General features: G+C 55.1%; 24 protein-coding genes, 1 tRNA gene and 2 riboswitches. Of the genes, 15 read left to right on the plus strand and 10 right to left on the minus strand.

Features of this window, described 5'->3' with window-relative positions; genetic code table 11:
- Positions 1-133 precede the first annotated feature (133 nt).
- Complete coding sequence (locus ACX5K5_RS02665) at positions 134-1,804, plus strand: threonine/serine exporter family protein (RefSeq protein WP_229677002.1); 1,671 nt, start codon at positions 134-136, stop codon at positions 1,802-1,804.
- On the opposite strand, the gene ACX5K5_RS02670 is transcribed toward ACX5K5_RS02665, so the two are convergent.
- Positions 1,801-2,574 carry a uracil-DNA glycosylase gene (locus tag ACX5K5_RS02670; RefSeq protein ID WP_459174997.1) on the minus strand — a complete coding sequence of 258 codons (774 nt, stop codon included), beginning with the start codon at positions 2,572-2,574 and terminating at the stop codon, positions 1,801-1,803. The two genes, ACX5K5_RS02665 and ACX5K5_RS02670, sit on opposite strands and share 4 nt — an antisense overlap.
- A gap of 154 nt (positions 2,575-2,728) precedes the next feature.
- Here ACX5K5_RS02670 and ACX5K5_RS02675 point away from each other — a divergent pair, with 154 nt between their 5' ends.
- From ACX5K5_RS02675 to groL, 3 genes are all read left to right on the plus strand, one after another.
- Positions 2,729-3,019, plus strand: coding sequence for a DUF3263 domain-containing protein (locus ACX5K5_RS02675; RefSeq protein WP_096256066.1), 291 nt, complete (start codon positions 2,729-2,731; stop codon positions 3,017-3,019).
- Between the two features lie 45 nt (positions 3,020-3,064).
- Positions 3,065-3,667, plus strand: a complete 603-nt coding sequence (locus tag ACX5K5_RS02680; protein WP_096256068.1) for a LytR C-terminal domain-containing protein — start codon at positions 3,065-3,067, stop codon at positions 3,665-3,667.
- A 289-nt stretch (positions 3,668-3,956) separates the two neighbouring features.
- A complete protein-coding gene (groL, locus tag ACX5K5_RS02685) occupies positions 3,957-5,594 on the plus strand; it encodes a chaperonin GroEL (protein ID WP_096256070.1) in 1,638 nt (545 codons plus the stop codon).
- A gap of 114 nt (positions 5,595-5,708) precedes the next feature.
- Here groL and ACX5K5_RS02690 read toward each other — a convergent pair whose 3' ends face one another.
- The 5 genes from ACX5K5_RS02690 to ACX5K5_RS02710 all read right to left on the minus strand — a co-directional run bounded on the left by ACX5K5_RS02690 (position 5,709) and on the right by ACX5K5_RS02710 (position 9,591).
- The gene (locus tag ACX5K5_RS02690) at positions 5,709-6,599 is read right to left on the minus strand and encodes a DUF4031 domain-containing protein (RefSeq protein ID WP_188684124.1); all 891 of its coding nucleotides are present in this window, start codon (positions 6,597-6,599) and stop codon (positions 5,709-5,711) included.
- A 33-nt stretch (positions 6,600-6,632) separates the two neighbouring features.
- Positions 6,633-6,923: a WXG100 family type VII secretion target gene (locus ACX5K5_RS02695; protein ID WP_096256074.1), complete on the minus strand. Its 291-nt coding sequence runs from the start codon at positions 6,921-6,923 to the stop codon at positions 6,633-6,635.
- A 110-nt stretch (positions 6,924-7,033) separates the two neighbouring features.
- Positions 7,034-8,563, minus strand: coding sequence for a sensor histidine kinase (locus tag ACX5K5_RS02700; protein ID WP_188684128.1), 1,530 nt, complete (start codon positions 8,561-8,563; stop codon positions 7,034-7,036).
- A gap of 43 nt (positions 8,564-8,606) precedes the next feature.
- Positions 8,607-9,314, minus strand: coding sequence for a response regulator transcription factor (locus ACX5K5_RS02705; RefSeq protein ID WP_096256078.1), 708 nt, complete (start codon positions 9,312-9,314; stop codon positions 8,607-8,609).
- 58 nt (positions 9,315-9,372) lie between these two features.
- Positions 9,373-9,591: a hypothetical protein gene (locus ACX5K5_RS02710; RefSeq protein WP_096256080.1), complete on the minus strand. Its 219-nt coding sequence runs from the start codon at positions 9,589-9,591 to the stop codon at positions 9,373-9,375.
- Positions 9,592-9,831: 240 nt separating this feature from the next.
- On the opposite strand from ACX5K5_RS02710, the gene ACX5K5_RS02715 reads away from it, so the two are divergent.
- On the plus strand, positions 9,832-10,215 hold the full coding sequence (locus tag ACX5K5_RS02715) for a cold-shock protein (protein WP_188684130.1): 384 nt from the start codon (positions 9,832-9,834) through the stop codon (positions 10,213-10,215).
- 3 nt (positions 10,216-10,218) lie between these two features.
- Complete coding sequence (locus ACX5K5_RS02720) at positions 10,219-10,839, plus strand: DUF3027 domain-containing protein (protein WP_188684133.1); 621 nt, start codon at positions 10,219-10,221, stop codon at positions 10,837-10,839.
- Positions 10,840-10,919: 80 nt separating this feature from the next.
- Here ACX5K5_RS02720 and serC read toward each other — a convergent pair whose 3' ends face one another.
- Complete coding sequence (gene serC, locus ACX5K5_RS02725) at positions 10,920-12,041, minus strand: phosphoserine transaminase (protein ID WP_096256087.1); 1,122 nt, start codon at positions 12,039-12,041, stop codon at positions 10,920-10,922.
- Positions 12,042-12,302: 261 nt separating this feature from the next.
- On the opposite strand from serC, the gene ACX5K5_RS02730 reads away from it, so the two are divergent.
- The 5 genes from ACX5K5_RS02730 to ACX5K5_RS02750 all read left to right on the plus strand — a co-directional run bounded on the left by ACX5K5_RS02730 (position 12,303) and on the right by ACX5K5_RS02750 (position 18,113).
- Entirely contained in the window at positions 12,303-13,001 is a 699-nt protein-coding gene (locus tag ACX5K5_RS02730) for an iron-dependent transcriptional repressor DtxR (RefSeq protein ID WP_096256089.1), read from the plus strand.
- Positions 13,002-13,109: 108 nt separating this feature from the next.
- A riboswitch (cyclic di-AMP (ydaO/yuaA leader) is annotated at positions 13,110-13,258 on the plus strand.
- Between the two features lie 4 nt (positions 13,259-13,262).
- Positions 13,263-14,294, plus strand: coding sequence for a M23 family metallopeptidase (locus ACX5K5_RS02735; protein ID WP_096256090.1), 1,032 nt, complete (start codon positions 13,263-13,265; stop codon positions 14,292-14,294).
- 124 nt (positions 14,295-14,418) lie between these two features.
- A riboswitch (cyclic di-AMP (ydaO/yuaA leader) is annotated at positions 14,419-14,588 on the plus strand.
- A gap of 3 nt (positions 14,589-14,591) precedes the next feature.
- On the plus strand, positions 14,592-15,449 hold the full coding sequence (locus ACX5K5_RS02740; protein WP_096256091.1) for a C40 family peptidase: 858 nt from the start codon (positions 14,592-14,594) through the stop codon (positions 15,447-15,449).
- Positions 15,450-15,674: 225 nt separating this feature from the next.
- Positions 15,675-16,169 carry an HNH endonuclease gene (locus ACX5K5_RS02745; RefSeq protein WP_096256092.1) on the plus strand — a complete coding sequence of 165 codons (495 nt, stop codon included), beginning with the start codon at positions 15,675-15,677 and terminating at the stop codon, positions 16,167-16,169.
- Between the two features lie 66 nt (positions 16,170-16,235).
- Positions 16,236-18,113, plus strand: coding sequence for an ABC transporter ATP-binding protein (locus ACX5K5_RS02750; protein WP_459174998.1), 1,878 nt, complete (start codon positions 16,236-16,238; stop codon positions 18,111-18,113).
- Positions 18,114-18,190: 77 nt separating this feature from the next.
- On the opposite strand, the gene ACX5K5_RS02755 is transcribed toward ACX5K5_RS02750, so the two are convergent.
- Complete coding sequence (locus ACX5K5_RS02755; protein WP_096256094.1) at positions 18,191-18,610, minus strand: NUDIX hydrolase; 420 nt, start codon at positions 18,608-18,610, stop codon at positions 18,191-18,193.
- A gap of 185 nt (positions 18,611-18,795) precedes the next feature.
- Here ACX5K5_RS02755 and ACX5K5_RS02760 point away from each other — a divergent pair, with 185 nt between their 5' ends.
- Positions 18,796-20,025: an ROK family transcriptional regulator gene (locus ACX5K5_RS02760; protein WP_096256095.1), complete on the plus strand. Its 1,230-nt coding sequence runs from the start codon at positions 18,796-18,798 to the stop codon at positions 20,023-20,025.
- Positions 20,026-20,265: 240 nt separating this feature from the next.
- Here the strand turns inward: ACX5K5_RS02760 and ACX5K5_RS02765 are convergent.
- Together ACX5K5_RS02765 and ACX5K5_RS02770 are read right to left on the minus strand one after the other, a co-directional pair.
- Positions 20,266-20,342: transfer RNA gene (locus ACX5K5_RS02765), tRNA-Arg, on the minus strand.
- A gap of 56 nt (positions 20,343-20,398) precedes the next feature.
- On the minus strand, positions 20,399-21,040 hold the full coding sequence (locus ACX5K5_RS02770) for a hypothetical protein (protein WP_141392919.1): 642 nt from the start codon (positions 21,038-21,040) through the stop codon (positions 20,399-20,401).
- Positions 21,041-21,103: 63 nt separating this feature from the next.
- On the opposite strand from ACX5K5_RS02770, the gene pcrA reads away from it, so the two are divergent.
- The 3 genes from pcrA (at position 21,104) to sucD (ending at position 25,809) form a co-directional block, all read left to right on the plus strand.
- Entirely contained in the window at positions 21,104-23,479 is a 2,376-nt protein-coding gene (pcrA, locus tag ACX5K5_RS02775) for a DNA helicase PcrA (protein WP_442346807.1), read from the plus strand.
- A gap of 238 nt (positions 23,480-23,717) precedes the next feature.
- Positions 23,718-24,890, plus strand: a complete 1,173-nt coding sequence (gene sucC / locus ACX5K5_RS02780; protein ID WP_096256098.1) for an ADP-forming succinate--CoA ligase subunit beta — start codon at positions 23,718-23,720, stop codon at positions 24,888-24,890.
- A gap of 16 nt (positions 24,891-24,906) precedes the next feature.
- Positions 24,907-25,809: a succinate--CoA ligase subunit alpha gene (sucD, locus tag ACX5K5_RS02785; RefSeq protein ID WP_096256099.1), complete on the plus strand. Its 903-nt coding sequence runs from the start codon at positions 24,907-24,909 to the stop codon at positions 25,807-25,809.
- The last annotated feature ends 172 nt before the right edge of the window (positions 25,810-25,981 follow it).

Below are 25,981 nucleotides of genomic sequence, written 5' to 3' on the forward strand. Positions count from 1 at the left end.
TATTTCCGAGAACAAAAAATGACAGATGTGTTCAGGGATACTCAGTCGATGGGGGTTCCTCTCTGCCGGTTGACAGGCCATGGTTGTATCGTGAGGAATACGAGTAAAACAAGAGCCTCAGGGGGAGTGATTCGTGGCGCAGCAAGACCATGGCGAGAAGTCCGTGGAGTCGAAAGATGCGGGAGAAGATCCATCGCCATTGGCCGGGTCGCTGCCTCGTATTTTGACGAGCGAAATCAACATGGGACACCTACCAGAAACGGTGTCCGTTGAGACGACGATGGCTTCAGAGCTTCCGTTAAATACCGCAGTAAGTGCAAGCGTCGCGGCAGCTGACGCTACCGATATCGAGTCACGCACCGGTCAGGTTCTTACCTCGGATGACGGCATCACGTTAATGCCAACGCGCGCCAACCCGGTAGCACGTCGTCTGTTGGCAAAAATGTGGATTTCAGATACACCACCAACCGAAGCTCTGAAAGTGGTTGACCGGTTACGCGGAACCCCGTACGCCAATCCAAAGGTGAACGTCGATCAAGATGCATCGGCCCGACGGACCATGGAATTCGCCCTAGATCTCGGCGAAACGCTGATTCGTTATGGTGCTGGTGCACTGGAAGTCGAAACCAGCATCATCGCGGTAACCGCCGCCCTGGGGCTTAGTCATCTAGATGTTGATATCACTAACCAGTCGTTACACCTGAACTACAGCCCACCGGACGCTGAAAGCTATTCGATTTTGCGCGTGGTGCGTTCCTACACCACCAACTATGCGGGTCTTGTGATGGTTCACGAGTTGGTCTCGGATATTATTGCCGGCGGTGTGTCACGGACTTCTTCGGCTAAACAGCTGAAAGCAATTACGCGGAAACCGAAACCGTTCCCACGCTGGGTTGTGGCCTCGGGACAGTCGATATTCGCGGCAGCCTTTGTGCTCTTCATTGGTGGTTCGTGGCTTGGCGCCCTGGTCGCGATGGCCTCATCGTGGTTGATCTCGCAGATCGGGCGCTATGGCTCACGCTGGCGCGTTCCGGAGTTCTTCTCCGTCGCCACTGCAACCTTTACCGTGACCGTCATTGCGCTGCTAAGCCACCGAGTGCACGCCCCGCTGGACCCTGCGTTGGTCGTTTCCGGTGGTATCTTGTTGCTCTTGCCTTCGGGCAGATTTGTCTCGGCGCTACAAGATGCGATCAATGGGTTCCCTGTGACGGCCGTCGGGCGCCTATTTTCCGCCGGGTTGACCTATACGGCCATCTTGTCGGGAATTTCATCAGCCTTGGTTGTCTCTTCGGTCTTCGGAGGCGACAAGGTGGACGTTCACCGGATCGTTGCAATCAACTATCCAACATGGATGCTTGTTGGTTTAGTAGCAGTGGCTATCCTTGCCGGTGCGGTGACCGAGCAGACCGCGAAGCGGCTGCTGATCCCTACTGCGTTGTTAGCTGTGGGCGGCTACCTCGTCTTGTTGTTGGCCGAACAAATCGGATTGGGCTCTCGAGCTACGCCGGCCGTCGTGGCGACAGTCATCGGTTTTGCGGCGCGTTTCTTGGCGGACAAGTTACGCTCACCGCAGCTAGTGATTGCAGCGCCTGCTGTCATGTTCATGCTTCCAGGCCTGATGATATTCCGTGCAATGTACGGCATCGTTTTCGATGTGGAAGATATGTTCTCTAGTTTGGTGGAGATGTTCAACGCATTTGCCATCATGCTGTCTATCGCCGGCGGCGTGGTTTTCGGCGATACGCTCTGTCGGCCTTTGACCTCAAATGCTCGACGTGAACGTCGCTGGATCCGCCGCCGTTAGGCGGTCGGTAACTTCCAATTGATAGGCGCCTGACCAGAATCGGTCAGGTGCCTATTGATTTGAGAGAAGGGTTTTGAACCAAAGAAGCCCCGGCTGGCCGATAACGGAGAAGGGTGGACGCTGTGCACGTGCGGCATATTGCCCATCAGTGGACTCAGTTTTTGCGCGTGGGCTCCCCAGAGAACGGCGACTACCGGATTTTTGCGTGAATTGAGGGCGCCAATAATCGCTTCGACAACCGGTGTCCAACCAAGCTTTTGATGGCTTCCTGCCTGCCCGGCGGTCACCGAGAAAACCTGATTGAGTAACAAGACCCCTTGCTCGTGCCAGGGGCTGAGGTCCGGATGTGGGGCTTCGGGCACCGCGAGGTCGGAGCTGAGCTCCTTATAGATATTTCGTAAACTGCGAGGCAGCGGCCGAACATTTTTCTCAGCGGCGAAGGCCAAACCATTTGCATGTCCTGGGGTCGGATAAGGGTCTTGGCCGATAATCAGAACTTTGGTTTTGGCTAGGGGAAGCAACAGTGCGCGCAACATCACCTCTGGGACCGGCAGGATCTGCTCGCCCGCCTGCGAACGCAGCGCTAATTGTTGGGCTATATCCTGCAACACGCCATCAAGCGGCTCCAATGTCGATACCCAGTCCTCTGCGATAAACCCGTTGCTGGCTAGTGATTTTGCGCCAAAATAGAACGGGAAGTCAGCGGCTGAATACTCCGGCAGAGGCTGAGCGGCGGGAGCCTCAAAGAGCGCTGGCTGTTGGTTGTTCATAACAACTATTCTGCCCGTTTTCGGCGCGGTTGTGCCGCGTTACACGGCATCGAGTTCATTGATTGGTTAGAATATCGGTGGTGTGTCCACCATGTGTGGATATGAAAGCATAAAGAGGCCCGACTAATCGGTGTTCAAGGAAGAGGTGAGACGCATGGCAGGCAATGAGGTTTTGGTGGATTTTGTAATGAATCCCGACTCAGAGCTCGATGAGCGTTCACAGCAAATCTTGAACATGGAAAAACTGTGGTGGAAATATGCCGGAGCCAAGGAACAGGCCATCACTAAGCAGTTCTCAATTTCGCCGACGAACTACTATCAGTTGCTCAACCAGCTGATCGACACGGACGCGGCGATGGCCTACGACCCAATGCTGGTAAAGCGGTTGCGTAGACTTCGATCTACCAAGCGTCGTGTGAGCGGTACCGTCGGCGGAGAACGTTAAGTTCTTAGCCGGCCTCGGCCAGCCAGACCTCGAGCAAGGACAAGAATGACCAACTACCCACGTGACGAATTCGATCGCGTTCCGGAGTTTAGTACCCGTGTGGGGTCGCATCATGCCCATGGGTGGGCGCAGTCTGCCGCCGCCAAGGGCAAGGACAGCAAGCTTCGTTGGGTAGTCCTGACCGCAATTGCGGTGTTGCTCATCGGTGGTGTGGGCTTCTTCTACGGTCCGAGTATCGCTGATCGTCTCAGCGGTTCCGAATCGACGCAGAATACCGAAGCGACAGCAACCGAAACTTCGCAAAGTCTTAGCGCCGAACCTTCCGAAAGCGCTACCCCCTCAAGCACCATTGATGATGCGGACGTGTTGTACGGTCAGCTCATTGGCGTGTACAACGGTGCGAGTATTGCAGGCACAGCCGGTGCAGGTGAAGAATTATTGACTGAGGCCGAATTTACGAACATCGTGACGGATAATTGGACCCGAGATGCGGAAACCTCGACCGTCTATTACATGTCCGAGGCCTACCGGACCACCGCAGAAAAAGCCGCCGAGGTCTTAGGTATCGACGAGGTTTTGCAGACTCAGAACATTCCTAACCGCGTCACGGTGGTCCTTGGTGCCGACGATACGTTGAACTCCAAGTAATATTTCGCTTCGCTCACAGCCGATCAGCTTGCACTCGCCATGCGAGAGTGCCAATATTTGTATTAGCACTCATGCGTTACGACTGCTAATGCCGATCGGCTGTTCGTTTTAAAATCGAACCCTTTCGACCCTCGCGGTTTGTTAACGCACGGAGCGTGAAGAATACCTCAGATAGCGAGAGCTCATCTTGGTTGTCGGCCCGATGCCGATACCGGTGCGCTCGTCCGTCGCGGGCGCTGTCTGTCGGTTGCATTTTCGCAAGATCGTCCCGAAAGGACCGAAAGCCACTATGGCCAAGATGATTGCATTTGACGAGGAAGCACGCCGCGGACTTGAGCGCGGCCTGAACATTCTGGCGGACGCCGTAAAGGTAACCCTAGGCCCACGCGGTCGCAACGTTGTTCTGGAGAAGAAGTGGGGCGCACCTACTATCACCAACGACGGTGTGTCCATCGCCAAGGAAATCGAGCTCGAAGATCCATACGAGAAGATCGGCGCCGAGCTCGTCAAAGAAGTAGCCAAGAAGACTGACGACGTCGCCGGTGACGGCACCACCACCGCAACCGTGCTCGCTCAGGCTCTGGTCAAGGAAGGCCTGCGCAACGTTGCTGCCGGCGCCGACCCAATCGCATTGCGCCGCGGTATCGACAAGGCAGTAGAAGCCGTCACCGCAGAGCTGCTTGCCGCTGCAAAGAAGATCGAATCCAAGGAGCAGATCGCTGCTACCGCTTCGATCTCCGCTGGCGATCCAGAAATCGGCGCATTGATCGCCGAAGCACTGGACAAGGTCGGCGAGCAGGGCGTTATCACCGTTGAAGAGTCCAACACCTTCGGCCTTGAGCTGGAGCTGGCCGAGGGCATGCGCTTCGACAAGGGTTACATCTCCGCATACTTCGTCACCGACGCTGAGCGTCAGGAGACCGTGCTGGAAGATCCTTACATCCTGATCGTCAATTCGAAGATCTCCTCGGTCAAGGACATGGTTTCCTTGCTGGAGAAGGTCATGCAGTCGAACAAGTCGCTGCTGATCATCGCCGAAGACGTTGAAGGCGAAGCACTGGCTACCCTGATCTTGAACAAGATCCGTGGTCTGTTCAAATCCGTTGCCGTCAAGGCTCCGGGCTTCGGCGACCGTCGCAAGGCTATGCTGACCGACATCGCACTGCTCACCGGTGGTCAGGTTGTTTCCGAGGAAATCGGTCTGTCGCTAGACACCGTTGGCCTCGAAGTTCTGGGTACCGCCCGCAAGGTCGTTATCACCAAGGACGAGACCACCATCGTTGAAGGCGGCGGCGACGCCGACGCCATCGAAGGCCGCAAGGCTCAGATCGCAGCCGAGATCAAGAACACCGACTCGGACTACGACCGCGAGAAGCTGCAGGAACGTCACGCAAAGCTTTCCGGTGGTGTCGCTGTGCTCAAGGCCGGCGCCGCAACCGAGGTGGAGCTCAAGGAGCGCAAGCACCGCATCGAAGATGCAGTGCGTAACGCCAAGGCAGCAGTTGAAGAGGGCATCGTCGCCGGCGGCGGCGTGGCTCTGATCCAGGCTGGCGCCCTAGCGTTTGCAAAGCTTGAGCTGGAAGGCGACGAAGCCACCGGTGCGAACATTGTTCGCGTTGGCATCGAAGCCCCACTGAAGCAGATCGCACTGAACGCTGGCATGGAGCCAGGCGTTGTCGCCGACAAGGTCAAGGGCTTGCCAGCAGGCCATGGCCTGAACGCCGCAACCGGCCAGTACGTAGACCTGCTTGAAGCAGGCGTGAACGACCCAGTGAAGGTGACCCGTTCGGCTCTGCAGAACGCTGCGTCGATCGCTGGCCTGTTCTTGACCACCGAGGCAGTCGTTGCAGATAAGCCAGCTCCTGCTGGCGCTGCCATGCCAGGTGGCGACGACATGGGTGGCATGGGCGGTATGGGCGGCTTCTAAGCTCCCCGCACCTCGCTGAGCGACCGCTCTGGCGGTACTAGCAAACCCGAGGGCCTGCTTCATTATGAAGCAGGCCCTCGGGCCGTTAACCCCGACATCTCGGTCGGCGCGTAGTTAGAACTGTGTGGACAACTGTTCCAGTTCAGCGGACAAATTACTGCGTGCAACACTTTCCCAACGCTGCCGGGCCTGTGCAGTGCCGAACAACTGGTCCTTGTCGAGTAACTCACGAAGTATCTTGGACCGACCACGGGCGAAGTCTGGCTCCGACACGTGAGCGTACTCGGCCCGAACGGCCTGCGTATAACGCTGATAGGCGGTTGCAGGGCGAGCCAGAACTTCTAAATCTGCGTCGCACAGTAGCGCGCCGAGCAGGTCCCCAGCCTGCGGCTGGTGGGTGCTGGTCAGCATAATCAGCCGTTGAATTGAAGCCACCGTGTGGTCGGGCAAGAGACCTTGCAAGCATTGACCTGCGAGCTGCGCCGAGTCCTGCTCGTCGGTGCTCTGACCTTCATAAACCGCGTCGTGAAACCATGCGGCTAATTCGAGTATTTGCCGGTCCTGCTCCGAGACCTGCGTACCACACAGCGAATCTAGTGCTTCAAGTACGGCGAGCAGATGCACACGATCGTGATAATAACGATGTTCCTGACTCCATTTGGATAAAAGAGCCGTCGCAAGTTCAGATTGCCCGGGAAAAGTGCGTTCCCAGCGTTTACGCAAGGCCGGGTCCAGCCGTTCCGGACGCAAGCGTGCGGCTATCCGCAGTCCCGAGCGCGCGAGCGCCCGAGCAAGTTCTCCACCGCTGACCTCGTGAGCACCCGCGGCGACAATTTCGGCATAGCGTTCGCGGGGCACATCGTAATGATCCCTATCGAAGGCCCTGCGACTAATGCCCAGTGCGAGGGCGAATTGATGTAGCTCGTCTAAGGACGAGTCAGAGACCAAATGGGAAAAGACGGTGCCGTGAGCGGGCCAGCGCGGCGGGTCGATCAATAAGCTCATGGACTAAGCGTACCGAGCGCCCGCCTACACCGATCAGTAACGGAACAGTGAGGTGTTAACCTGTTCGACTTCTTCGTACTGCATGGAGGCGTGGTTCAGCGCCGTGGCGATGCTACTTAGCGCTTCCTCGATGCGTACATGGGTGCTGCGCCACTCGGCAACGATGGATTGGAACGAGGTGGCGGCGGAACCCTGCCAGGTGCTCTGCAATTGGTCTAGGTTCATCTGCATCGTGGAGACTTCGGACCGCAACCGGTCGATGGTGTTCATGACGGCCTGGGACTTGACCTGCATTTCGCCGGTGTTGGTTGAGAAGGTGCTCATGGGAGATCCTGCCTTTGGGGAGATCGGATTGGTGAGATCACCATAAATCCGGCAGGAGCAGCAGCGTAGCTTTCATGAGCCCTTTGTGGACAACTAGGAGCCGTTGATTCCTACTGGTCGTCCTCGTCAATTTCGCGAGGTTCTTGGAGTGGCACGTATGGCAAGCAGATCGCCATAGTGGCTCCGCCTCCAGCAGTTTCGCTGAGCGCTACCGAGCCACCGTGTTGCTGCACGATCGCCACGACTATAGCTAGGCCAAGACCCGAGCCGCCGGTCTCGCGTTGTCGTGAGCTGTCTGCTCGGTAGAAGCGTTCGAAGATCCGGTGTGCGTCCTCTTCCGGAATACCCGGCCCATGGTCACGAATTTCAAGTACCGCGTCTAATGCACCGGCCACGAGCGAACGAACACCCACCGCGATCTCAATCGCTGATTCTTCCGGGGTGTAGCGCAGCGCATTGGTGATCAGGTTTGCGATTACCTGGCGGATTCGTGCGTCGTCACCGACGGTGCTGGCAGGCGCTGGATATTTCGTGTCTAGACCGACCAGGGTCACCTTGCGCAGCGGTGCACGGACCTTGGTGTCTTCCACAGCGTCCTGGCCGAGAACTAAGAGGTCTACAGATTGTTTTTCCAGTGGGCGCTGTTCATCGAGACGAGCGAGCATCAACAGATCTTCGACCAGGTGCGCCATGCGTTTGGATTCAGCTTCAATGCGGCCCATAGCCGAGCCCAAGGCTTCTGGATCTGCCAGTCCTCCATGACGATAGAACTCCGAATAGCCCTGAATGGTAACCAAGGGAGTCCGCAACTCATGAGAAGCATCTTGGATGAACCGGCGCATTTTGGTTTCCGAGGCCTCGCGGTCGCGGAAGGCTCGCTCAATTTGCGCAAGCATGGCATTCAATGAACGCGAGAGCCTGCCGACTTCTGTTTCTGGAGGGTAATTTCGTACACGTTGGGACAGATCACCGTCGGCAATCATTGCGGCGGTACGCTCAACGCGAATGAGTGGAAGCAGTGATCGCGAAGTCAGACCATAGGCGATCATTGACATGAGTAATGTGGCAAGCAGGCCGGTGGATAAAACGAGAATTGCGGTTTTTTGGACCGTATCATTGACGTTTTCAAGGGGTAAGGAGATAAAAACATTTAATCCGCTGGTGGGCAGCGGAACTACCATCGCGCGCCACCCTGCGGAACCCGAATGCATACCCGGGACGGTGACGGGGGACCAGGGGGTTTTGGCTAATTCAGCCATTTGCTCCGGTGCCAACAAGGGAGTGTCAGCGTTGTTTCCGGGGGTAACGCGACTACGTGGCATGATGTAAACGATTTTGCCGTTTTCATCACGAATATCAGCGTACGAGCGGTTGAGCCCGAGCAAAGTCGGATCAATGCCGTCGTTTTCGCCGGACTGATCATTATCCAAGGAATACTGGTAGGCCTTATTCAGGCCGAATCCCATCGTGGGTCCCGAGACATTGAGCTGATCATCGATTTGATTAGTCATCGAAATACGAAGTGTGTGTGCTGAACCGAACGCTGTGGCGCCGATGCCACAAATCATCAAGGCGCACATCAGCATCACCAATTTGGTGCGCAAGGATGTACGACGCCACAGTGTTCTTAAAGCCTGCATGTAATGACTTTACAATCCGTTGGGCCGCAAGTGGGCATTGTGCCTAGCGTCGGTCGGGAGTGCGCATGAGGTAACCAACGCCGCGCTTAGTCTGAATCAGGGCGGGCCACTCTGGGCGGTCAACTTTACGACGCAAATAGGAGATGTAAGATTCCACAATCGACGCGTCACCGTTGAAGTCGTACTCCCAGACGTGATCTAGGATCTGCGACTTGGACAGCACCCGGTTCGGGTTCATCATGAGGTAGCGCAATAATTTGAATTCGGTCGGCGAAAGGTCAATGACCTCTCCCGCGCGACGTACTTCATGGGCATCATCATCAAGCTCTAGATCTGAAACCACGATGGTGGCATTCTCGTCTTCGCCCGACGCGGTGCGACGTAATACGGCACGAATGCGGGCCACTACCTCATCGAGGCTAAATGGCTTGGTGACGTAGTCATCGCCGCCGACGGTCAGGCCGGTGACCTTGTCAGTGGTGTCATCACGTGCGGTCAGAAATAGTACTGGGAAGTGACGCCCCGCGGCGCGTAGCTTGCGGGTGATGGTAAAACCATCCATGTCCGGAAGCATGACGTCTAATACGGCAAGGTCTGGCTCTTCTGCTTCGACGGCTGCCAGAGCTTCGCGACCATTGGCTGCGGCGACCACTTCGAAGCCCGCAAAACGCAGGGAAGTGGAAAGGAGTTCGCGGATGTTTGGCTCATCATCCACAACAAGAAGTTTGGCCTCTGGGGTTTTTGCACTCATAAATCCCAGTGTGCACCGGAAATCTGGGAGTCGCCTGAGAGCAAACTGAGTGCCGTGATTAGCTGCTGCGCCGCTTAAGGATGTTTGCCACCACTACGACACCGGCCAAGATGAAAGCGATGGGTAGACCAAAAATGCCGAACGCCATGACTAGCGGCGGGATGGAATTTTCCTGGAAGTACAAAACTAATACCGCCACCAGCGATAGCGCCGAAAGTATCGCAAGAACGATAGCTGTGCGCGAAATGACGGACAAGGTAATCGAAGAAGAGCTCACGCCTCTTAACGATACAGCGGATCTGAAGCCGCTCCCGTGACTCAAGGTGAAGTTACGGGCGTCAAAGTGTCATAATCTTAGGTATTGGACTTTATTCGAATCCGTACGTCGAGCACCCGGTGAACGAACAATTGTTAACCCGGCTGAATGCTCCATGGATTCGGAGACATAAAAAAGCGTGACGTGAGGTAAATTGCACAGTACGCGCTACAGCACGAGAAACGAACGAGGTAGAGGATCATGCCTAGCGGCAAGGTTAAGTGGTACGAAAAGTCCAAGGGCTTCGGTTTCATTACTACCGAGGACGGCAAAGAAATATATGTGAACGCCACGGCACTGCCGGAAGGTGTTCATGACCTGCGCCCAGGAATGCGTTTGGAGTTCGGAGTGGCAGAAGGTCGTCGAGGACCGCAGGCGCTGAGCCTGCGTATCTTGGATGAAGCTCCTTCGGTAGCGCGAGCAAAGCGCAAAAACCCGGAGCAGCAAGCCGCAATGATTGAGGATCTGATCAAGGTCCTTGATCAAGTATCTAATACCCTGCGCAAGGGGCGATACCCTGAACAAGCGCATGGCAAAAAGGTTGCTACCGTGCTTCGCGCGGTAGCCGATGATCTGGACGTTTAAATAATGGCCCGTAAACCCAAATTAGACACCATCCTTGCTGACGCGGTTGATGTAGCGCGAAATGCGCTCACGGAGATCGCGGTAGACACGGAAATCGGTGAGTATCTCGGAGCTACGTCCGAAGGTGAGCGATTAGTCACCCATAGATTTGTCTCCCAGAAAAAGGGTTACCGAGGCTGGACGTGGTTCGCGACACTCGCACGGGTGCCACGGGCGAAAGCCAAAGATCTCACCGTTTGTGAAGCAGGCATTGTTGCCGGCGAAGACGCTCTTCTCGCTCCAGCATGGTTGCCTTGGGCAGATCGATTAGCAAAGGAAGAAATCGAAGCAGCCGAGGCTGACAGCGCGACGGATGAATCCGGTCAGGGAAGCCTCGATGGGCAACCGAGCGCGTCTACTGAAAAGAATTCGGCAGCTACCAACGAACCAGTGGAGAGCGGTTTCGAGGAATCAGCTGACGGTGCTACGCAGCAAGAGTCGACTGCGCCTGCTGAAGCAAATGTTGTGGAGAGCATCAAGACACCTGCGCGACGTCAGGTCCGTCGACGTCGTACAGCACAGCGCACTGCTGCTCGTCGCCGCGCAGCGCAGCGCAGTCGTCCACGTAAAGACAACTTGGACTGAACAAAACCGAGGCATTACACAACGGTCCGCGGATGAATCCTTGAAGGATTCATCCGCGGACCGTTGTGCTAACTGCGTGGTTAGAGCTGTTCGACGACGTAGTCGATGCTCTGCAGCAAGGCGGCAACATCGCTTGGGTCGATCGCCACAAATGTAGCAATGCGCAGCTGATTGCGGCCTAGCTTGCGATAAGGCTCAACATCGACCACGCCGTGAGCGCGCAAGACCTTGGAGATGGCCGTGGCATCAATCGAGTCATCAAAGTCAATGGTCGAGATGACATTGGAGCGGTGTTCCGGGTTGGTGACGTAGGGCGTTGCAAACTCAGAAGCTTCTGCCCAGGCATAAATCTTCCCTGCAGACTCCGCGGTACGTTTCACAGCCCACTTGAGACCGCCATTTGAATTTATCCACTTGATCTGAGCGTCCAAGGTGACCAACGTGGTCAGCGATGGGGTGTTGTAGGTCTGGTTTTTCAGCGAGTTATCTAGAGCGGTCTTCAGGTTCAAGAAGTCCGGGATCCAGCGGTCGGTCGCTGCGATTTCCTCAATGCGAGCCATTGCGGCGGGGGAGAAGAAAGCTAGCCACAGTCCGCCATCGGAGGCAAAGTTCTTTTGTGGCGCAAAGTAGTAGACATCGGTCTGTGACAGATCTACATCTAATCCGCCCGCAGCGCTGGTGGCATCGATAACCACAAGTGCATCCTCATTGGCGTCTGCTACTCGCAGAATCGGGGCAGCGGCTCCGGTGGAGGTTTCGTTTTGAGGCCATGCGTAGAGATCTACGTCAGCTTCGGCAACAGGAGTCGGCACTGAGCCCGGCTCGGCGGTGATAATCGATGAAGCGGCAAGGAATGGCGCTTTATCGGTGGCCTTGGCGAACTTCGAGCCGAACTCGCCAAAGGACAGGTGCTGTGCCTTATTGCGGACCAGAGAGAATGCGGCGGCATCCCAGAAGGCTGTGGATCCCCCGACGCCCAGAAGCACTTCGTAGCCCTCAGGGGCGCTGAACATTTCTTTAAGACCGTCTTGCACGGACGCAACCAGGTTTTTGACTGGCGCCTGACGGTGGGAGGTGCCCAATAGGTTGGCGCTCGCGTCCACGATTGCCTGAATTTGTTCCGGGCGAACCTTTGAAGGGCCTGCGCCGAATCTTCCGTCGGCAGGCAGAAGGTTCTTTGGAATGTTGATGCCGGTGCTCATCGCGCTCCTCTTTAGCGTTTGGTTGAAAGTGCTGGTATCCCGACGGTGTTCCGTAAATATGGAATAGTTCAGGATAGTTTCGACGTTTCAGTTAACATCTTCGCAAATTGCGAGGGGATGAGAGAAAAACCGGACCGTCGGTTACGACATGCAATTTATGCTGTGGTCGCAGGGAACGCCTCCACAACCAAGTAGAGTTGCATACTGACGTTCCGTTTTTTCAAACGAACCTAACTGTTGTGACTTCCAGGAGTGGCTAACGTGTCTGACCTTATCGATACAACTGAGATGTACCTGCGCACCATTCTTGAACTTCAAGAAGAAGAGATCGTGGCCTTGCGTGCGCGAATCGCGGAACGTCTTGGGCATTCGGGGCCTACTGTGTCGCAAACTGTCGCTCGGATGGAACGCGACGGACTCGTTGTAGTCTCCACCGACCGTCATTTGGCTTTGACTGAAAAAGGTCACGAACTGGCTACCGGCGTGATGCGCAAGCATCGTCTAGCTGAGCGCCTACTTTCGGACATGATTGGCCTTGAGTGGGAGTACGTACATGACGAGGCTTGTCGCTGGGAGCATGTCATGAGTGAGCGTGTTGAGCGTCGGCTTTATGACTTGCTGGGCAAGCCAACAGTTTCTCCTTACGGTAATCCGATCCCGGGCCTTGAAGTCTTAGGTGGACCGAAAGTAACGGAAATCTCATCTGAGGTTGAGAACCTGGATAACGCATTGCTCTCCGGAAACGTCGGGCCGCTGGCGATCGACCGCTTGGCTGAGCCGATCCAAACGGACCCAATCCTGCTCGGACAACTGAATGAGGGCGGAATCCGTCCCGGAGCGATAGTCAATCTAGAGCGCGCCGATGATTACGTTGTGGTCCGTGTGCAAGGCATCGAAGGCGCCCTAGAGTTGCCAGTCGAGGTCAGTGCACACGTCTTTGTTCGTACAAATCAAAGATAACGAAATTGTAACTTTTCCGATCGACCGGTAGGGTTATGCGAGGGCGTTAGAGGTTTATCTAATGCCGATTCCGAAAGCGCAAACACCGAGTATTGCCCTGCCTTCCGGATGTGACAAGAACTTTTAGGGCAATAGCGGGGAACCCACTCATCTGACGAGTCATTCGTCTTGGGGTGAAGTCATGCCAATAAGCAAGACCGGACCAATCACAGGGCCGAACCCGACAGCTAACTTCGCAGGTGTAGATGTGAGAGGAATGTTTTGGCAGAAACCAGGACGACGGGTCGACGTCGCGCAGCAGATGTCGAAATCGACGCGATCGCTGAAATCGCAACAGCTGCTACCGAACGACCCGTTGGTCGCCGCGCATCGCGCGAAGCTACTGTCGAAGCATTAGAAATTATCGCACCAGTGTGTGCCGACTATGTTGGACGCCGATTCACATCGGGACAGCGTTACGGTATCGCACCAACGTCGAAAATTCTTGCGGCTCAGGATGTTGACGGAAACGTCATTGCCCTACCCACGGCCAAGCCAGTTATGGCTTCCGAAGGTGCCGTAGCCAGTAATGGGGAGCTCGTTCAGAGTCTCCACGCATCACCTAAAAAAGTTTCCCGACTAGGGTTCACACATAAGATCGCGGCCGTTGCCGCGGTATCAGGTTTGGCCCTCGCAGCGGTTTCCCCGCAACTCAATGGAGCCGAGCCGGACGAGCCAGCTTCCGTAGCTAGTGCTCAGCGCACCGCGACTTCCGCTGTTGTTGATGTTAAGGCACCGGAAAATGCCGGGCTAGAGGTTCAGCGTGCCGCACTGAAGTCGGATATCAATCCAAGTGTCGCCGACGAAAACAAGCTTTCGGAAATTCTTACCGCTTCCGGTGGAAATATCCAGAAGATCGGTTCGACGGGCGGTCTGCTTGAGCGTCCCGTGGATAGCAACCGCATTACTTCGCCCTTCGGGCATCGCAAGAATCCAACCGGCGCCGGCTTCATGGTCCACAGTGGCACAGATTACGGTGTGCCGAGCGGCACAAAGGTTTACGCGGCTGCCTCGGGCACCGTGGAGGTCTCTGGATGGGCCGGTCACTCCGGTCAACGAGTTACCTTAGGTCACGGAAATGGGCTGGAAACTGGCTATAGCCACAACTCCAAACTCCTAGTCAAGGTCGGTGACAAGGTTCAGCGAGGCGATGTGATCGCTCTGGCCGGCAGTACCGGTAACTCGACGGGCCCACATGTGCACTTTGAGGTCATCGTTGATGGGCAGTTCAAAGACCCAGCAGGCTGGTTATAACGTTGAACGTCACCTTACCGTGATCAAAACGTGACATTTGAAAGATAGTCCTATAGGCTTATCTGCGTGCCAGGGGGAAGCCCTGAGCAACATTGCGTGTGATCCGAGCACTGCCAGCATGCAATGAGCAGTTATACACAACTCGTACGGCAGTGACGGGGGAACCAACATCGGGTCGTTAGTTTTGACTAACAACCCTAGGGGTTAAGTGGACAAGAAGGAAACTTCAAATCCACCGAGGTAACTCCACTTCGAACCCGACAGCTTACCTCGTAGGAATCAAGGAGAGGCATTATTGTGACCAAGCGTCAAACTCATGGACGTCGCCGCGCCGACGTGCCACGCACTAACTCGCTAGAGGCGATTTCTCAGGCCGTAGCGTCTAACGCGGGCTCAGTTGGCCGACAGGCAGCCGTTGTTGCTGCTGCGTCCGGTTTGATCGTCACCTTAGGCGTTCCAGGCCAGGCTACCGCGCCCCGCGATGTATCCGCGGCGCCAGTTGATACCATCAACCCTGAGCGTGTGTCGGTAAAGACCGTCAAGGTCGACACCAAGAAGGCCGACAAGGTCGACATCGAGCGCGCCAGCTTCACCGCTGAACCAAAGCCTGAGCCAGAGCCAGTCGTTATCGCTGTTGCTGACAGCATTGAGCCAACCACCCGTCAGAACTCGGGTAGCTCCGATTCTTCGGGAAGTGCTGACTCCATGGCACCAATGACCCGCCAGAACCGTGGCGGCAACGGCCAGCAGAGCGCACCAACTCAGACCCAGAAGCAGGAAACCAAGAAGGAAACTTCGGCTCCTAGCTCGAACCTGACTGGTATTGCAGGAACTGCAGCCAAGTACTCAGGCGTTCCATACGTCTGGGGCGGCAACACTCCAAGCGGCTGGGATTGCTCCGGCTTCGTAAAGTATGTTTACGCGCAGCACGGCATCAACATTGCTCGCGGTACCTCCGCGATTCTAGGCTCCGGCCAGTTCAAGCGCACCAGCAGCCCGAAGCCTGGCGACTTGGTGTTCCAGAACGGTGGAGGCCACGTAGGCATCTACCTCGGTGGTGGCCAGATGATCGGCGCACAGAACCCAAGCGTCGGTACCATGATCCACTCGGTAACACGCAACCCGTTGTACGGGTACTACACCCTAGCTCGCTAAACAGCCTGCTCCCATTGGCCATCGAACGTAAAGTTCGGTGGCCAATGGTCGTTTAACACAGTGAACTCCATGCTACTTCGCGATGAAAATCAGCGAATATCTTCCTATTTTTAGCCCCGAATATGCGACACATCGCATAGGCTAACGGCAAGAGGACTAACCGAGACGAGCTCGTCGTCATCAACTTCAAGTGATGCGTACGAATTCATTGAAGGAAGTATGCGCATGAGAACGTTGGTTTTGAACGCAGGATTTGAGCCACTGGCAGTGGTGACTTTTCGTAGAGCGCTTATTCTTGTGCTTACAGAAAAAGCAACGATCATCTTGCAAGACGATGATTCACCGGTTCGAGGAACTGACAGGGAGTTACCCCGACCCACCGTGATCGTGTTAAAACGATATGTACGACGCCCCTACAGGAACATGATCCATGTGACCCGTAGGGGCGTTCTTCGTAGGGACCACTTTCGTTGTGCATACTGTGGGAAAACTGCCAATACAATCGACCACGTGATCCCGCGCAGTAGGGGAGGACAGAACACCTGGGAAAACCTAGTAGCAGCGTGTCTGTCGTGCAATAGTCGCAAGGCAGACAAAATGCTCGCTCAGCTCGGTTGGCAATTGCTACTCACACCACATCAGCCGCGCGTGGGCGGACACCTAGTCTCCGGGTTAGAACATATTGATGCTTCGTGGAATCAATATCTTCATGCCAGCTAGGAAATATCTACACTCCGTGAGATGTTGAGACGTTAGTACTATCTGAACAATTCACGGAGGTAACTTGTGAGCATGGAAGGCGCGGCGTGGAGCACGCTGTGGCAGTTGTCTAAAAGTGAGCAGCGACGGGCTTATCGGCCCGATACCCCGGGACGCGTTTTTAGATTCGCGCTTAGTTACAAAGCCAGGCTCATAGTCTTCGTGTTTTTCTCCGTACTTTCTGCTGCGATAGCAGTGATCACTCCAGTACTCGCCGGACGAGTCGTGGACGCAATTGTGGGTCAGGGGAACTGGGCGACAATTCGCAATCTAGCCATTGCTATGGTGATAGTCGCAGTCTTGGATTCCATTTTTGCAATGTTAGTCCGCTGGCAATCATCAACCCTCGGCGAACAGATCATCTATGACCTTCGTACGAAGGTGTTCGACCACGTACAAAAGATGCCGATCGCTTTCTTCGCACGGACAAGAACTGGTGCGCTGACATCACGGCTTAATTCCGATGTAATCGGTGCGCAGGCCGCTTTCGCGGGAACACTGTCAGGGATCGTTTCCAACGCGGTGGCGCTGGTCTTGACTGCGATCGTAATGCTCACAACCTCTTGGCAAGTTACGCTGCTGGCTTTGGTACTCTTCCCGATATTCTTGCTCCCGGCCCGACGTTTCGGTAAATCCTTGGCGGGTTTACGTAAGGAATCGGCGGATCTGAACGCCTCAATGAGCACACAGATGACCGAGCGCTTTTCGGCGCCCGGGGCGACGCTGATCAAACTTTATGGCCGTCCGCACGAGGAATCAACGCAGTTTGGTCTGCGCGCCGCACGTGTTCGCGATATCGGTATCAAGATGACCTTGCGGCAATTTGCGTTCGTAACGGTACTGGGATTCGTCGCGGCGCTGTCATTGGCTCTGGTCTACGGACTTGGTGGTTTTTATGCCCTGCGTGGAGACATGGCCGCCGGCGACGTGGTGGTGCTCGGAATGCTCATTATTCGGCTCTACACACCGCTCACAGGGCTTGCGAACGCGCGAGTGGAAATTACCAGCGCTTTGGTCAGCTTCGACCGTGTCTTCGAGGTACTGGATCTTGAACCGTTGATCAAGGATGCTCCAGATGCGATCGCTTTACCCAGCGAACCGGTGGCAGTGAAATTTGATCGGGTGACGTTCGCGTATCCGAGTGCCGAGGAAGTATCCCTCGCATCGCTGGAGGAGACCGCGGTATTAGACGGACGTGGCGGTGAGGAAATTTTGCATGATATTTCCTTCGAGATTCAACCAGGGCAAACGGTGGCGCTTGTGGGTTCATCCGGTGCGGGTAAATCCACCATTGCGCAGCTGCTCGCTCGACTCTACGATGTGCGCGGGGGAGCTATTACCCTTAACGGGTATGATCTACGCCAGCTTAAGCTCGCATCTCTTTATCACGAGTTGGGAATGGTGACCCAAGACGGGCATCTGCTTCACGAGACGGTACGTTCAAACCTCCTGTTGGCCAACCCGGAAGCTGAGGAAGCGCAGCTCTGGGCAGCTTTGGAAGACGCGCAGTTAAGAACGCAGATCGAATCCTTACCGGATGGGCTGGAAACCGTGGTCGGAGAACGCGGGTACCGCCTTTCGGGCGGGGAGCGTCAACGTATGACTATCGCTCGTATGATTCTGGCCAATCCAGGGCTGGTGATACTGGACGAGGCCACTGCTGCCTTGGACTCACGAAGTGAACTTGCAGTGCAACTGGCATTGAGCAGGGCTTTGGAAAACCGCACAGCGTTAGTGATTGCTCACCGCTTGTCCACTATCCGCCAGGCTGACCAAATCCTTGTGATTGATGGTGGGCGAATTGTCGAACGTGGCACTCATCTAAGTTTGCTAGGCGAAAACGGTGCCTACGCAAAGTTTTATCAGACGCAGTTCAGCTCTGATCACGGTGCGGAACCTCAGTAGAATCTCCCGGTCAAAGTGCCCGCGGAAACGATGCGAACTACGTTAGGCATATCATCACTTGGAAATCGTTGATGAAACTAGGCACCCATGTCATTCGCGTTGGCCAACAAGGTAGGTAAAACGTGTTCTCTTAACAGTGGTGCAATGTCATTGCGTAATAGGGCATCCCGCGGATCAATCCACAAGAGCTCTTCGAGTTCGGCTAACGGTTCGGGTGAACCATTAAATCTTGCGGCGAATAAATAAGCTTGGATTGACGTATCTTCTTCATTCGCCGCAGGACCACTCCATTCTCCATATGGTTCGAGGTCCTTTGCTTCAAAATCCACGCCTAATTCTTCGGAGACTTCGCGCATTACGGCCTCTATAGGTGTTTCTCCGGGTTCAGGTTTCCCGCCAGGCTGCATAAATTTTGTTGTTCCGCGCTTGCGAACCAGGAGTATTTGTCCTTGGTCGTTGATTAAACACGCTGCAGAAATAGTTAAAGTTTTCATCATCAAAACACAATATCGCGTGTGAAAACGTATGACCAATGGTAACGTGCATTAATGGATCTCCAACGTTTTTAGTTGAGAGGCACTACGATTCGACAACTCGCAGTTTCGAATCATGTGTCGGAATCTTGGCAGTACGTTGGAATGGAGAGATCGATCCATCAACTTTATAGATCTATGGAGCATTAATGCGACGGGGTACAAACTTAGGCCGCCTAGGCGATTTTAATCAGGCGGTAATTCTAGAGTCCATCCGACGAGCCCCAGACGGCATCAGCCGTGTGGAGCTTGCAGGTTCGACTGGACTTTCACCACAGACAATCTCAAACGTAGTACGTCGTCTGCTTGACGACGGCATCGTTCGCGAAGATCGCACCATCGTTTCCGGACCGGGTAAGCCACGTACCGTTCTTGAACTAGAGGGAAACCGCCTAGTTTCTATCGGTATTCACCTTGACCCTAGCGTTCTGACCTTTGTCGCGATGAACCTGCGCGGTGAAGTCCTGCGCGAGCGCAGTATCGATCTACCAAACCTTGAGGTAGCTACCGAGACCATCCAGCTGATGGCTGACACGGTCAAGGAAATGATCGCCGAGATTCGCATACCTAAAAAGCACATCGTTGGTGTGGGTATCGCCGTGCCAGGGCCGGTCAACGTTGAAGACGGCGTGGTACTAAACCCACCACTACTGGACGGTTGGGCAGACGTTGAGCTGGTAACTCCGTTGCGTAAGCTGTTGCGCCTACAGGTCATCATTGAGAAAGACACCATAGCTTCCGCTGTCGGCGAGCTATGGCAGTCCAAGGAAGAGAAGTCCGATGACTTCGTCTTCGTCTACTGCGGACATGGATTCGGTGCAGGCATTGTCATCGATGGCGAAGTCCACCACGGATCAAGCAATAACGCTGGCGAAATTGGGCACTTCTCCACCGGGCAGAAGTCGGTTTCCTGCGAAGAATGCGGTGCAGATGATTGCTTGGCCGCAGGCACCTCATACGAGTTCATGGCCGCACAGGCCAAGGAGCGCGGCCTGGAATTGCCTTCGTACGAGATCATGGGCCCAGAGCAGCGCTCAGAGGGCCTGAACCGACTCACCGAACTTGCTCTGGAAGGCAACACTGTTGCCAAGGAACTTATCGTAGAGTCAATGGTTCGCGTTGGTGAAGTTGCCGGTCAACTAGCAAACGCCTTAGACGTAAGCGAAGTTGTTTTTGGCGGCCCACAGTGGGACAAGGTGCGCGAGCTAGTCTCCGACGACGTTGATGCGGCCGTAAAGCGTCGCTTTGGCCTACGCGGAGTGCACGAGCTTGGTACTCGAAGCTCAACTCTTGGCTCGCAAGTCGGCGCCATTGGTGGCGCATGCGTAGTCATGGATGCCTCACTTTCACCGAAGGCCACCGCGTTACTATTGCGCTAGGCATTTCCGCAAGACTAAAGACCGTGGTTCCCTTCCTCCGAGGAAGGGAACCACGGTCTTTTTAGATAAAGGCAAGCTTCTGGCTAATGGCTTGGTAACCAGTCAGACAATCGCCAAAAACTGTCATGTTCGACAGACGATGCGAAGAGGCGGCACTCAGAATTCGTTTGAGACACCATCGCCGAGAAAAAGAAAACCGACGACTGCCCACTACGGTTGGGGAAGCCTCGGTATTCTATGTGGTGCCCCTGAGCGGAATTGAACCGCTGGCCTACCCTTTAGGAGAGGGTCGCTCTATCCAACTGAGCTACAGAGGCGAAGGCGCTAAGCGCCACATCAACACTATCCTACAAGGAAGTTGATGATGAATTTTTCATGATTCTTGGTTACGAACCTCGGCCATTTTATTAATCAGCGCCATATTAGCCCGGCGAGCTCCGAGGCCAATGATCAGCGCAGCGGTAATAAATAGTGTTACCCATCGAATGGTGGTCAGTACCGAAGCCAGGGCAACCGTCCCTTCGTTGAGATCCGCTCCAAAGAGCGAGTCAATGGCGAAATTCTCCCAAAGATCGGTGACAGCGAAGAGCAGTGGTGCGGCCCAGGCAAGCCAGCGCATCTGGCGATTCGGGATCCAGCGAATAAAAATTAGCATGGAAAACAAAGCGGTCAACAGGGGGAATAGCAGCCCAGCAGTCTTGTGCAGGTAGTTCAATTGACCGGTGGCATCTGCATCCATGGCCCCACGTAGTGCCTCAACGTCAGCGACTGTATAGCCAAAGACGCGTTGGTCAGGCATGGTGAGTCCATTGCTGAGGTCGGTCATCTGGTGCATTACCAGCAAGTGATAGTAGACAAAGAGGAAAGCACAGGTGACTAGACCCGCCGTGATGAGCAACATTGGGTTTGATGAGGATTCGCGTTTCTGCGCAGCCGCTTGCATTCCCTTGACCTGATGGTCCTGGAACTGTGAAGGCTTACGATACTCTTTACTCTTCTTAACGTTCTTTGCCATACCTTCCATTATGCCGGGTAGTTCAATGAAACCGTCGATGAGCCCACGTAGACTGACTACACCATGGATTTCCTTAACGATGACTTCGCCGCGGAGCCGGCACAGCGCACCATACCAACTCCAGAAGAACTGTTGGTGGGGATGAACGAACAGCAAGATCAAGCGGTTCGTTATCACGGTGGACCGCTTCTAATCATTGCCGGTGCGGGTTCTGGAAAGACTCGCGTACTCACTCACCGCATTGCCTACTTGCTTGCTACCGGCCGGGCACGGCCGCACGAAATTCTAGCCATCACCTTCACGAATAAAGCAGCCGCAGAAATGCGTGAGCGAGCCGCTGAATTGATTGGTGAGACGCAAGCAAAGAAAATGTGGATTTCGACCTTTCACTCCTCCTGTGTACGCATCTTGCGCCGGGAAGCGGCGACTATTGGTCTGAAGTCGAACTTCTCGATCTACGATTCTGCGGACTCACTGAGGCTTATTACATTAATAGCCAAGGGTCTAGATATCGACCCCAAACGATTTGCCCCAAAGGCTATCGCGCATAAGATTTCTTCACTCAAAAATGAACTGATTGATGAAGAAGATTATTCCTCCACGATTAACACCCATGACCCGTTCGCCCTGGCCGTGGCCGAGGTTTACCGAGGCTATACTCGCCGGTTGCGTGCCGCGAATGCCATGGACTTCGACGACCTGATCGGCCAGGTTGTGTACATGTTCCGGGCGTTCCCCGCCGTGGCGGATAACTACCGTCGCCGTTTTCGCCATGTCTTAATCGATGAGTATCAGGATACAAACCACGCGCAGTACTCGCTGGTGCGTGAGCTCACCGGCCCAGATGGATTAACCACCCCCGGGGAGCTCACCGTGGTTGGCGACTCCGACCAGTCAATTTATGCTTTCCGCGGGGCGGACATCCGCAATATTGTGGAATTCGAAAAAGACTATGCGGACGCCGCAACGATCAAACTCGAACAGAACTACCGTTCGACGCAGAACATCCTCTCTGCAGCCAATGAGGTTATCAAGCGCAACCCTGAACGCAACGACAAACGTCTATGGACCGCCAGTGGAGATGGCGAGCCCATCATTGGGTACGTCGGCGAATCCGAAGGTGATGAAGCCCGTTGGATTGCTGAAGAAATTCTGCGACTCAACGATGAGGAAAGCGTGCGCCCCGGCGATGTCGCTATCTTCTACCGGACCAACGCTCAATCGCGTGCATTGGAAGAACAATTAATGCGCGTGGACCTAAAATACCGGGTCGTGGGAGGAACCCGATTCTACGACCGTAAGGAAATTAAAGACGCACTGTCCTATCTCCGTGCGCTAGTTAATCCGGAAGATGACATAAACGTCCGCCGAATTCTCAATGAGCCCAAGCGCGGTATTGGTGACCGAGCTGAAGGTGCCGTGGCAGCACTTGCTGAACGGGATCGAATTTCGTTCATGGATGCCTTGCGACGCTCGGATGAAGCCCCGGGGCTAGGTACTCGCGGCATAAAAATGACAGCGGCCTTCGTGTCATTGATGGATGACCTCAAGGTCGTAGCTGAAGGTTCCAGTCCTGCCGAGGCGCTCGAAGCTGTCTTGGAACAGACCGGTTATCTAGAGATACTTCGCACGTCCAATGACCCTCAGGATGAATCACGGGTGGAGAACCTCGCGGAGCTGGTCGCGGTAGTTCGAGACTATGTCAAAGATGAACCAGAAGGTGGACTAGAAGGGTTTTTGGAACGTGTGGCATTGGTAGCCGACGCTGACCAGATCCCTGAAGCTCCCGCAGATGACGAGGGTGCCGCAATGGCTGCTCGCGAAGGTGTGGTCACCTTGATGACCTTGCATACTGCTAAGGGTCTAGAATTTCCTGTGGTCTTCTTGACCGGTATGGAACACGGTGTTTTTCCGCACCAGCGGTCCATGACCGATGCCAAAGAACTGGCTGAAGAGCGTCGATTGGCCTATGTAGGTTTAACTCGTGCCAGAGAACGGTTGTACCTCACTCGGGCTGAACAGCGTAGCCTCTGGGGACAATCGCAGTACAACCCTGCAAGCCAGTTCCTCGACGAAATTCCGTCCCACTTACTTGAGTGGAAACGTGAAGGGTCAATGTCTTCCGGGTGGGGATCGGGTAGCGGAACGGTGAATTTCGCCACCAGTCGATATGATCGTGGATCACATTGGGCAGCCGGTACCTCGTCCAATGCAATCTCACGGGGGCATAACGCCGCACCCGTTGCGAAACAGCGTGTACAGCAAAACAAAGAGATTGTGGTTCCAAAGGTTGGACAAAACGTAAAACATTCAGGCTTTGGCTTGGGAGTTGTCATTGCTATAGAAGGAGCCGGAGATAAGACGGTTGCAAAAGTGCAATTTGTGGATTCTGAAAAACGGCTCTTACTGCGCTATGCGCCATTGGAAATCGTCGAATAATCGCGAATTCTTTAGGGTAAGCAATGCAGTTTTCGCTTCCGTGGAAACTTCATGGAAAGTTCTCTACATGCTGTAAAAGTGGGAAGTTTGCAAAACTAGGGATAGTCTGAGAAGTGCGCACGGCTACGGCGCCGTATGACTGCCGATAGTTGCGGTGCGCTCTCTAAGGCATGGCATAGGTTTCGATCTATGGCCATGTCGCGAGTCAGCATGAACTTCGAACGAAGGACACAAACCCGTGGACCTGTATGAGTACCAGGCGCGCGATCTATTCGAGGCACACGGCGTTCCCGTGCTTGCCGGCATCGTCGCTTACACCCCGGAAGAAGCTAAAGCCGCAGCTGAGAAGATTGGCGGCGTAGTTGTAGTTAAGGCACAGGTCAAGGTTGGCGGCCGCGGTAAGGCTGGCGGCGTTAAAGTTGCCAAGACCGCAGACGAAGCTTTCGAGCACGCTACCAACATTCTCGGTATGGACATCAAGGGCCACACCGTTAATAAGGTCATGATCGCTCAGGGCGCCGACATTGCTGAGGAGTTCTACTTCTCGGTACTGCTGGACCGTGCAAACCGAAACTACCTGGCCATGTGCTCGGTAGAAGGCGGCATGGAGATCGAGGTGCTCGCTGTCGAGCGCCCCGACGCTTTGGCTAAGGTCGCCGTTGACCCGTTGGTCGGCATCGATGCAGCTAAGGCTGCGGAGATTGTCGCTGAAGCTAACTTCCCTGAAGAACTGCGCGCTAAGGTCGCAGATACCATCCAGAAGCTCTGGGTTGTATTCAAGGAAGAAGACGCCACTCTCGTTGAGGTCAACCCACTGGTGAAGACCGGTGCCGGTGACATTGTTGCCCTTGATGGCAAGGTGTCCCTGGATGAGAACGCCTCCGAGGTTCGTCACCCAGATCACGAAGCTCTGGAAGACAAAGAAGCGGCTGATCCACTGGAAGCCAAGGCTGCAGCAGCAGGCCTAAACTACGTCAAGTTGGACGGTGAAGTAGGCATCATCGGTAACGGTGCTGGCCTAGTTATGTCGACCCTTGACGTTGTTGCCTACGCTGGCGAGAACCACGGTTCGGTCAAGCCTGCTAACTTCTTGGACATCGGTGGTGGAGCATCAGCTGAGGTCATGGCTAACGGCCTTGACGTCATCCTGAACGACCCACAGGTCAAGTCGGTCTTCGTTAACGTCTTCGGTGGCATTACCGCTTGTGACGCTGTCGCAAACGGCATCGTCGGCGCGCTGAACACCTTGGGTGACGCAGCGAACAAGCCACTGGTTGTCCGTCTGGACGGCAACAACGTTGAAGAGGGTCGCGCCATCTTGGCCGAAGCCAACCACCCATTGGTGACCCTGGCAGCAACCATGGATGAGGGCGCCGATAAGGCTGCCGAGCTCGCCAACGCAGCGAAGTAAGAGGGATAAGCGAACAATGAGCATTTACCTGAACAAGGACTCTAAGGTCATCGTCCAGGGCATCACCGGCGGCGAAGGCACCAAGCACACCGCCCTGATGCTCAAGGCTGGCACCAACATTGTCGGCGGCGTGAACGCCCGCAAGGCTGGCACCACCGTCACCCACGGTGACCAGGACATCAAGGTGTACGGCACCGTGGCTGAGGCCAAGGCTGAAACCGGCGCAGACGTATCGATCGTCTTCGTGCCACCTAAGTTCACCAAGGACGCTGTAGTTGAGGCTATCGAGGCTGAAGTTGGCCTCGTTGTTGTCATCACCGAAGGTGTTCCAGTACAGGACTCCGCTGAGTTCTGGGCACTGGCACAGTCGAAGGTTGACGCCGACGGTAACCAGATCACCCGCATCATCGGTCCTAACTGCCCAGGTATCATCACCCCAGGTGAAGCGTTGGTCGGCATTACCCCGAACAACATCACCCAGAAGGGCCCAATCGGCTTGGTTTCCAAGTCTGGTACCCTGACTTACCAGATGATGTACGAACTGCGCGATCTGGGCTTCTCGACCGCAATTGGTATCGGCGGTGACCCAGTGATCGGCACCACCCATATCGATGCACTGGCAGCTTTCGAAGCCGATCCAGAGACCAAGGCCATCGTCATGATCGGTGAAATCGGTGGTGACGCTGAAGAGCGCGCAGCTGATTACATCAAGGCTAACGTCACGAAGCCAGTTGTTGGCTACGTCGCTGGCTTCACCGCTCCAGAAGGTAAGACCATGGGCCACGCAGGCGCCATCGTCTCCGGCTCGGCCGGTACCGCTCAGGCTAAGAAGGAAGCTTTGGAAGCTGCAGGCGTGAAGGTGGGCAAGACTCCTTCGGAGACCGCTCGCTTGCTGCGCGAAGTTTTCGCTGCTCTCTAAGCTGAAGCTAAGTTGAGGGCCTGACTGCAGATCGGTAACGATCCGCAGTCAGGCCCTTTCCGTATTCTGTGAAGATTCTATCGGGTTCGTAGTGCTACGGGAGCCGACCGTAATAGACAGAGTACAAAGCAACGGCCACCGTCCCAGATCTCTGGGACGGTGGCCGTTGGTC

Source organism: Glutamicibacter bergerei, assembly GCF_054495185.1.

Coding starts and splice junctions, on each gene's coding strand:
- ACX5K5_RS02700 (WP_188684128.1), bottom strand. CDS start 8,563: ATGCAGGCTTTAAGAACACTGTGGCGTCGTACATCCTTGCGCACCAAA.
- ACX5K5_RS02670 (WP_459174997.1), bottom strand. CDS start 2,574: ATGAACAACCAACAGCCAGCGCTCTTTGAGGCTCCCGCCGCTCAGCCT.
- ACX5K5_RS02680 (WP_096256068.1), top strand. CDS start 3,065: ATGACCAACTACCCACGTGACGAATTCGATCGCGTTCCGGAGTTTAGT.
- ACX5K5_RS02715 (WP_188684130.1), top strand. CDS start 9,832: ATGCCTAGCGGCAAGGTTAAGTGGTACGAAAAGTCCAAGGGCTTCGGT.
- pcrA (WP_442346807.1), top strand. CDS start 21,104: ATGGATTTCCTTAACGATGACTTCGCCGCGGAGCCGGCACAGCGCACC.
- ACX5K5_RS02770 (WP_141392919.1), bottom strand. CDS start 21,040: ATGGCAAAGAACGTTAAGAAGAGTAAAGAGTATCGTAAGCCTTCACAG.
- ACX5K5_RS02705 (WP_096256078.1), bottom strand. CDS start 9,314: ATGAGTGCAAAAACCCCAGAGGCCAAACTTCTTGTTGTGGATGATGAG.
- ACX5K5_RS02720 (WP_188684133.1), top strand. CDS start 10,219: ATGGCCCGTAAACCCAAATTAGACACCATCCTTGCTGACGCGGTTGAT.
- serC (WP_096256087.1), bottom strand. CDS start 12,041: ATGAGCACCGGCATCAACATTCCAAAGAACCTTCTGCCTGCCGACGGA.
- ACX5K5_RS02745 (WP_096256092.1), top strand. CDS start 15,675: ATGAGAACGTTGGTTTTGAACGCAGGATTTGAGCCACTGGCAGTGGTG.
- groL (WP_096256070.1), top strand. CDS start 3,957: ATGGCCAAGATGATTGCATTTGACGAGGAAGCACGCCGCGGACTTGAG.
- ACX5K5_RS02675 (WP_096256066.1), top strand. CDS start 2,729: ATGGCAGGCAATGAGGTTTTGGTGGATTTTGTAATGAATCCCGACTCA.
- ACX5K5_RS02690 (WP_188684124.1), bottom strand. CDS start 6,599: ATGAGCTTATTGATCGACCCGCCGCGCTGGCCCGCTCACGGCACCGTC.
- sucD (WP_096256099.1), top strand. CDS start 24,907: ATGAGCATTTACCTGAACAAGGACTCTAAGGTCATCGTCCAGGGCATC.
- ACX5K5_RS02755 (WP_096256094.1), bottom strand. CDS start 18,610: ATGATGAAAACTTTAACTATTTCTGCAGCGTGTTTAATCAACGACCAA.
- ACX5K5_RS02695 (WP_096256074.1), bottom strand. CDS start 6,923: ATGAGCACCTTCTCAACCAACACCGGCGAAATGCAGGTCAAGTCCCAG.
- ACX5K5_RS02760 (WP_096256095.1), top strand. CDS start 18,796: ATGCGACGGGGTACAAACTTAGGCCGCCTAGGCGATTTTAATCAGGCG.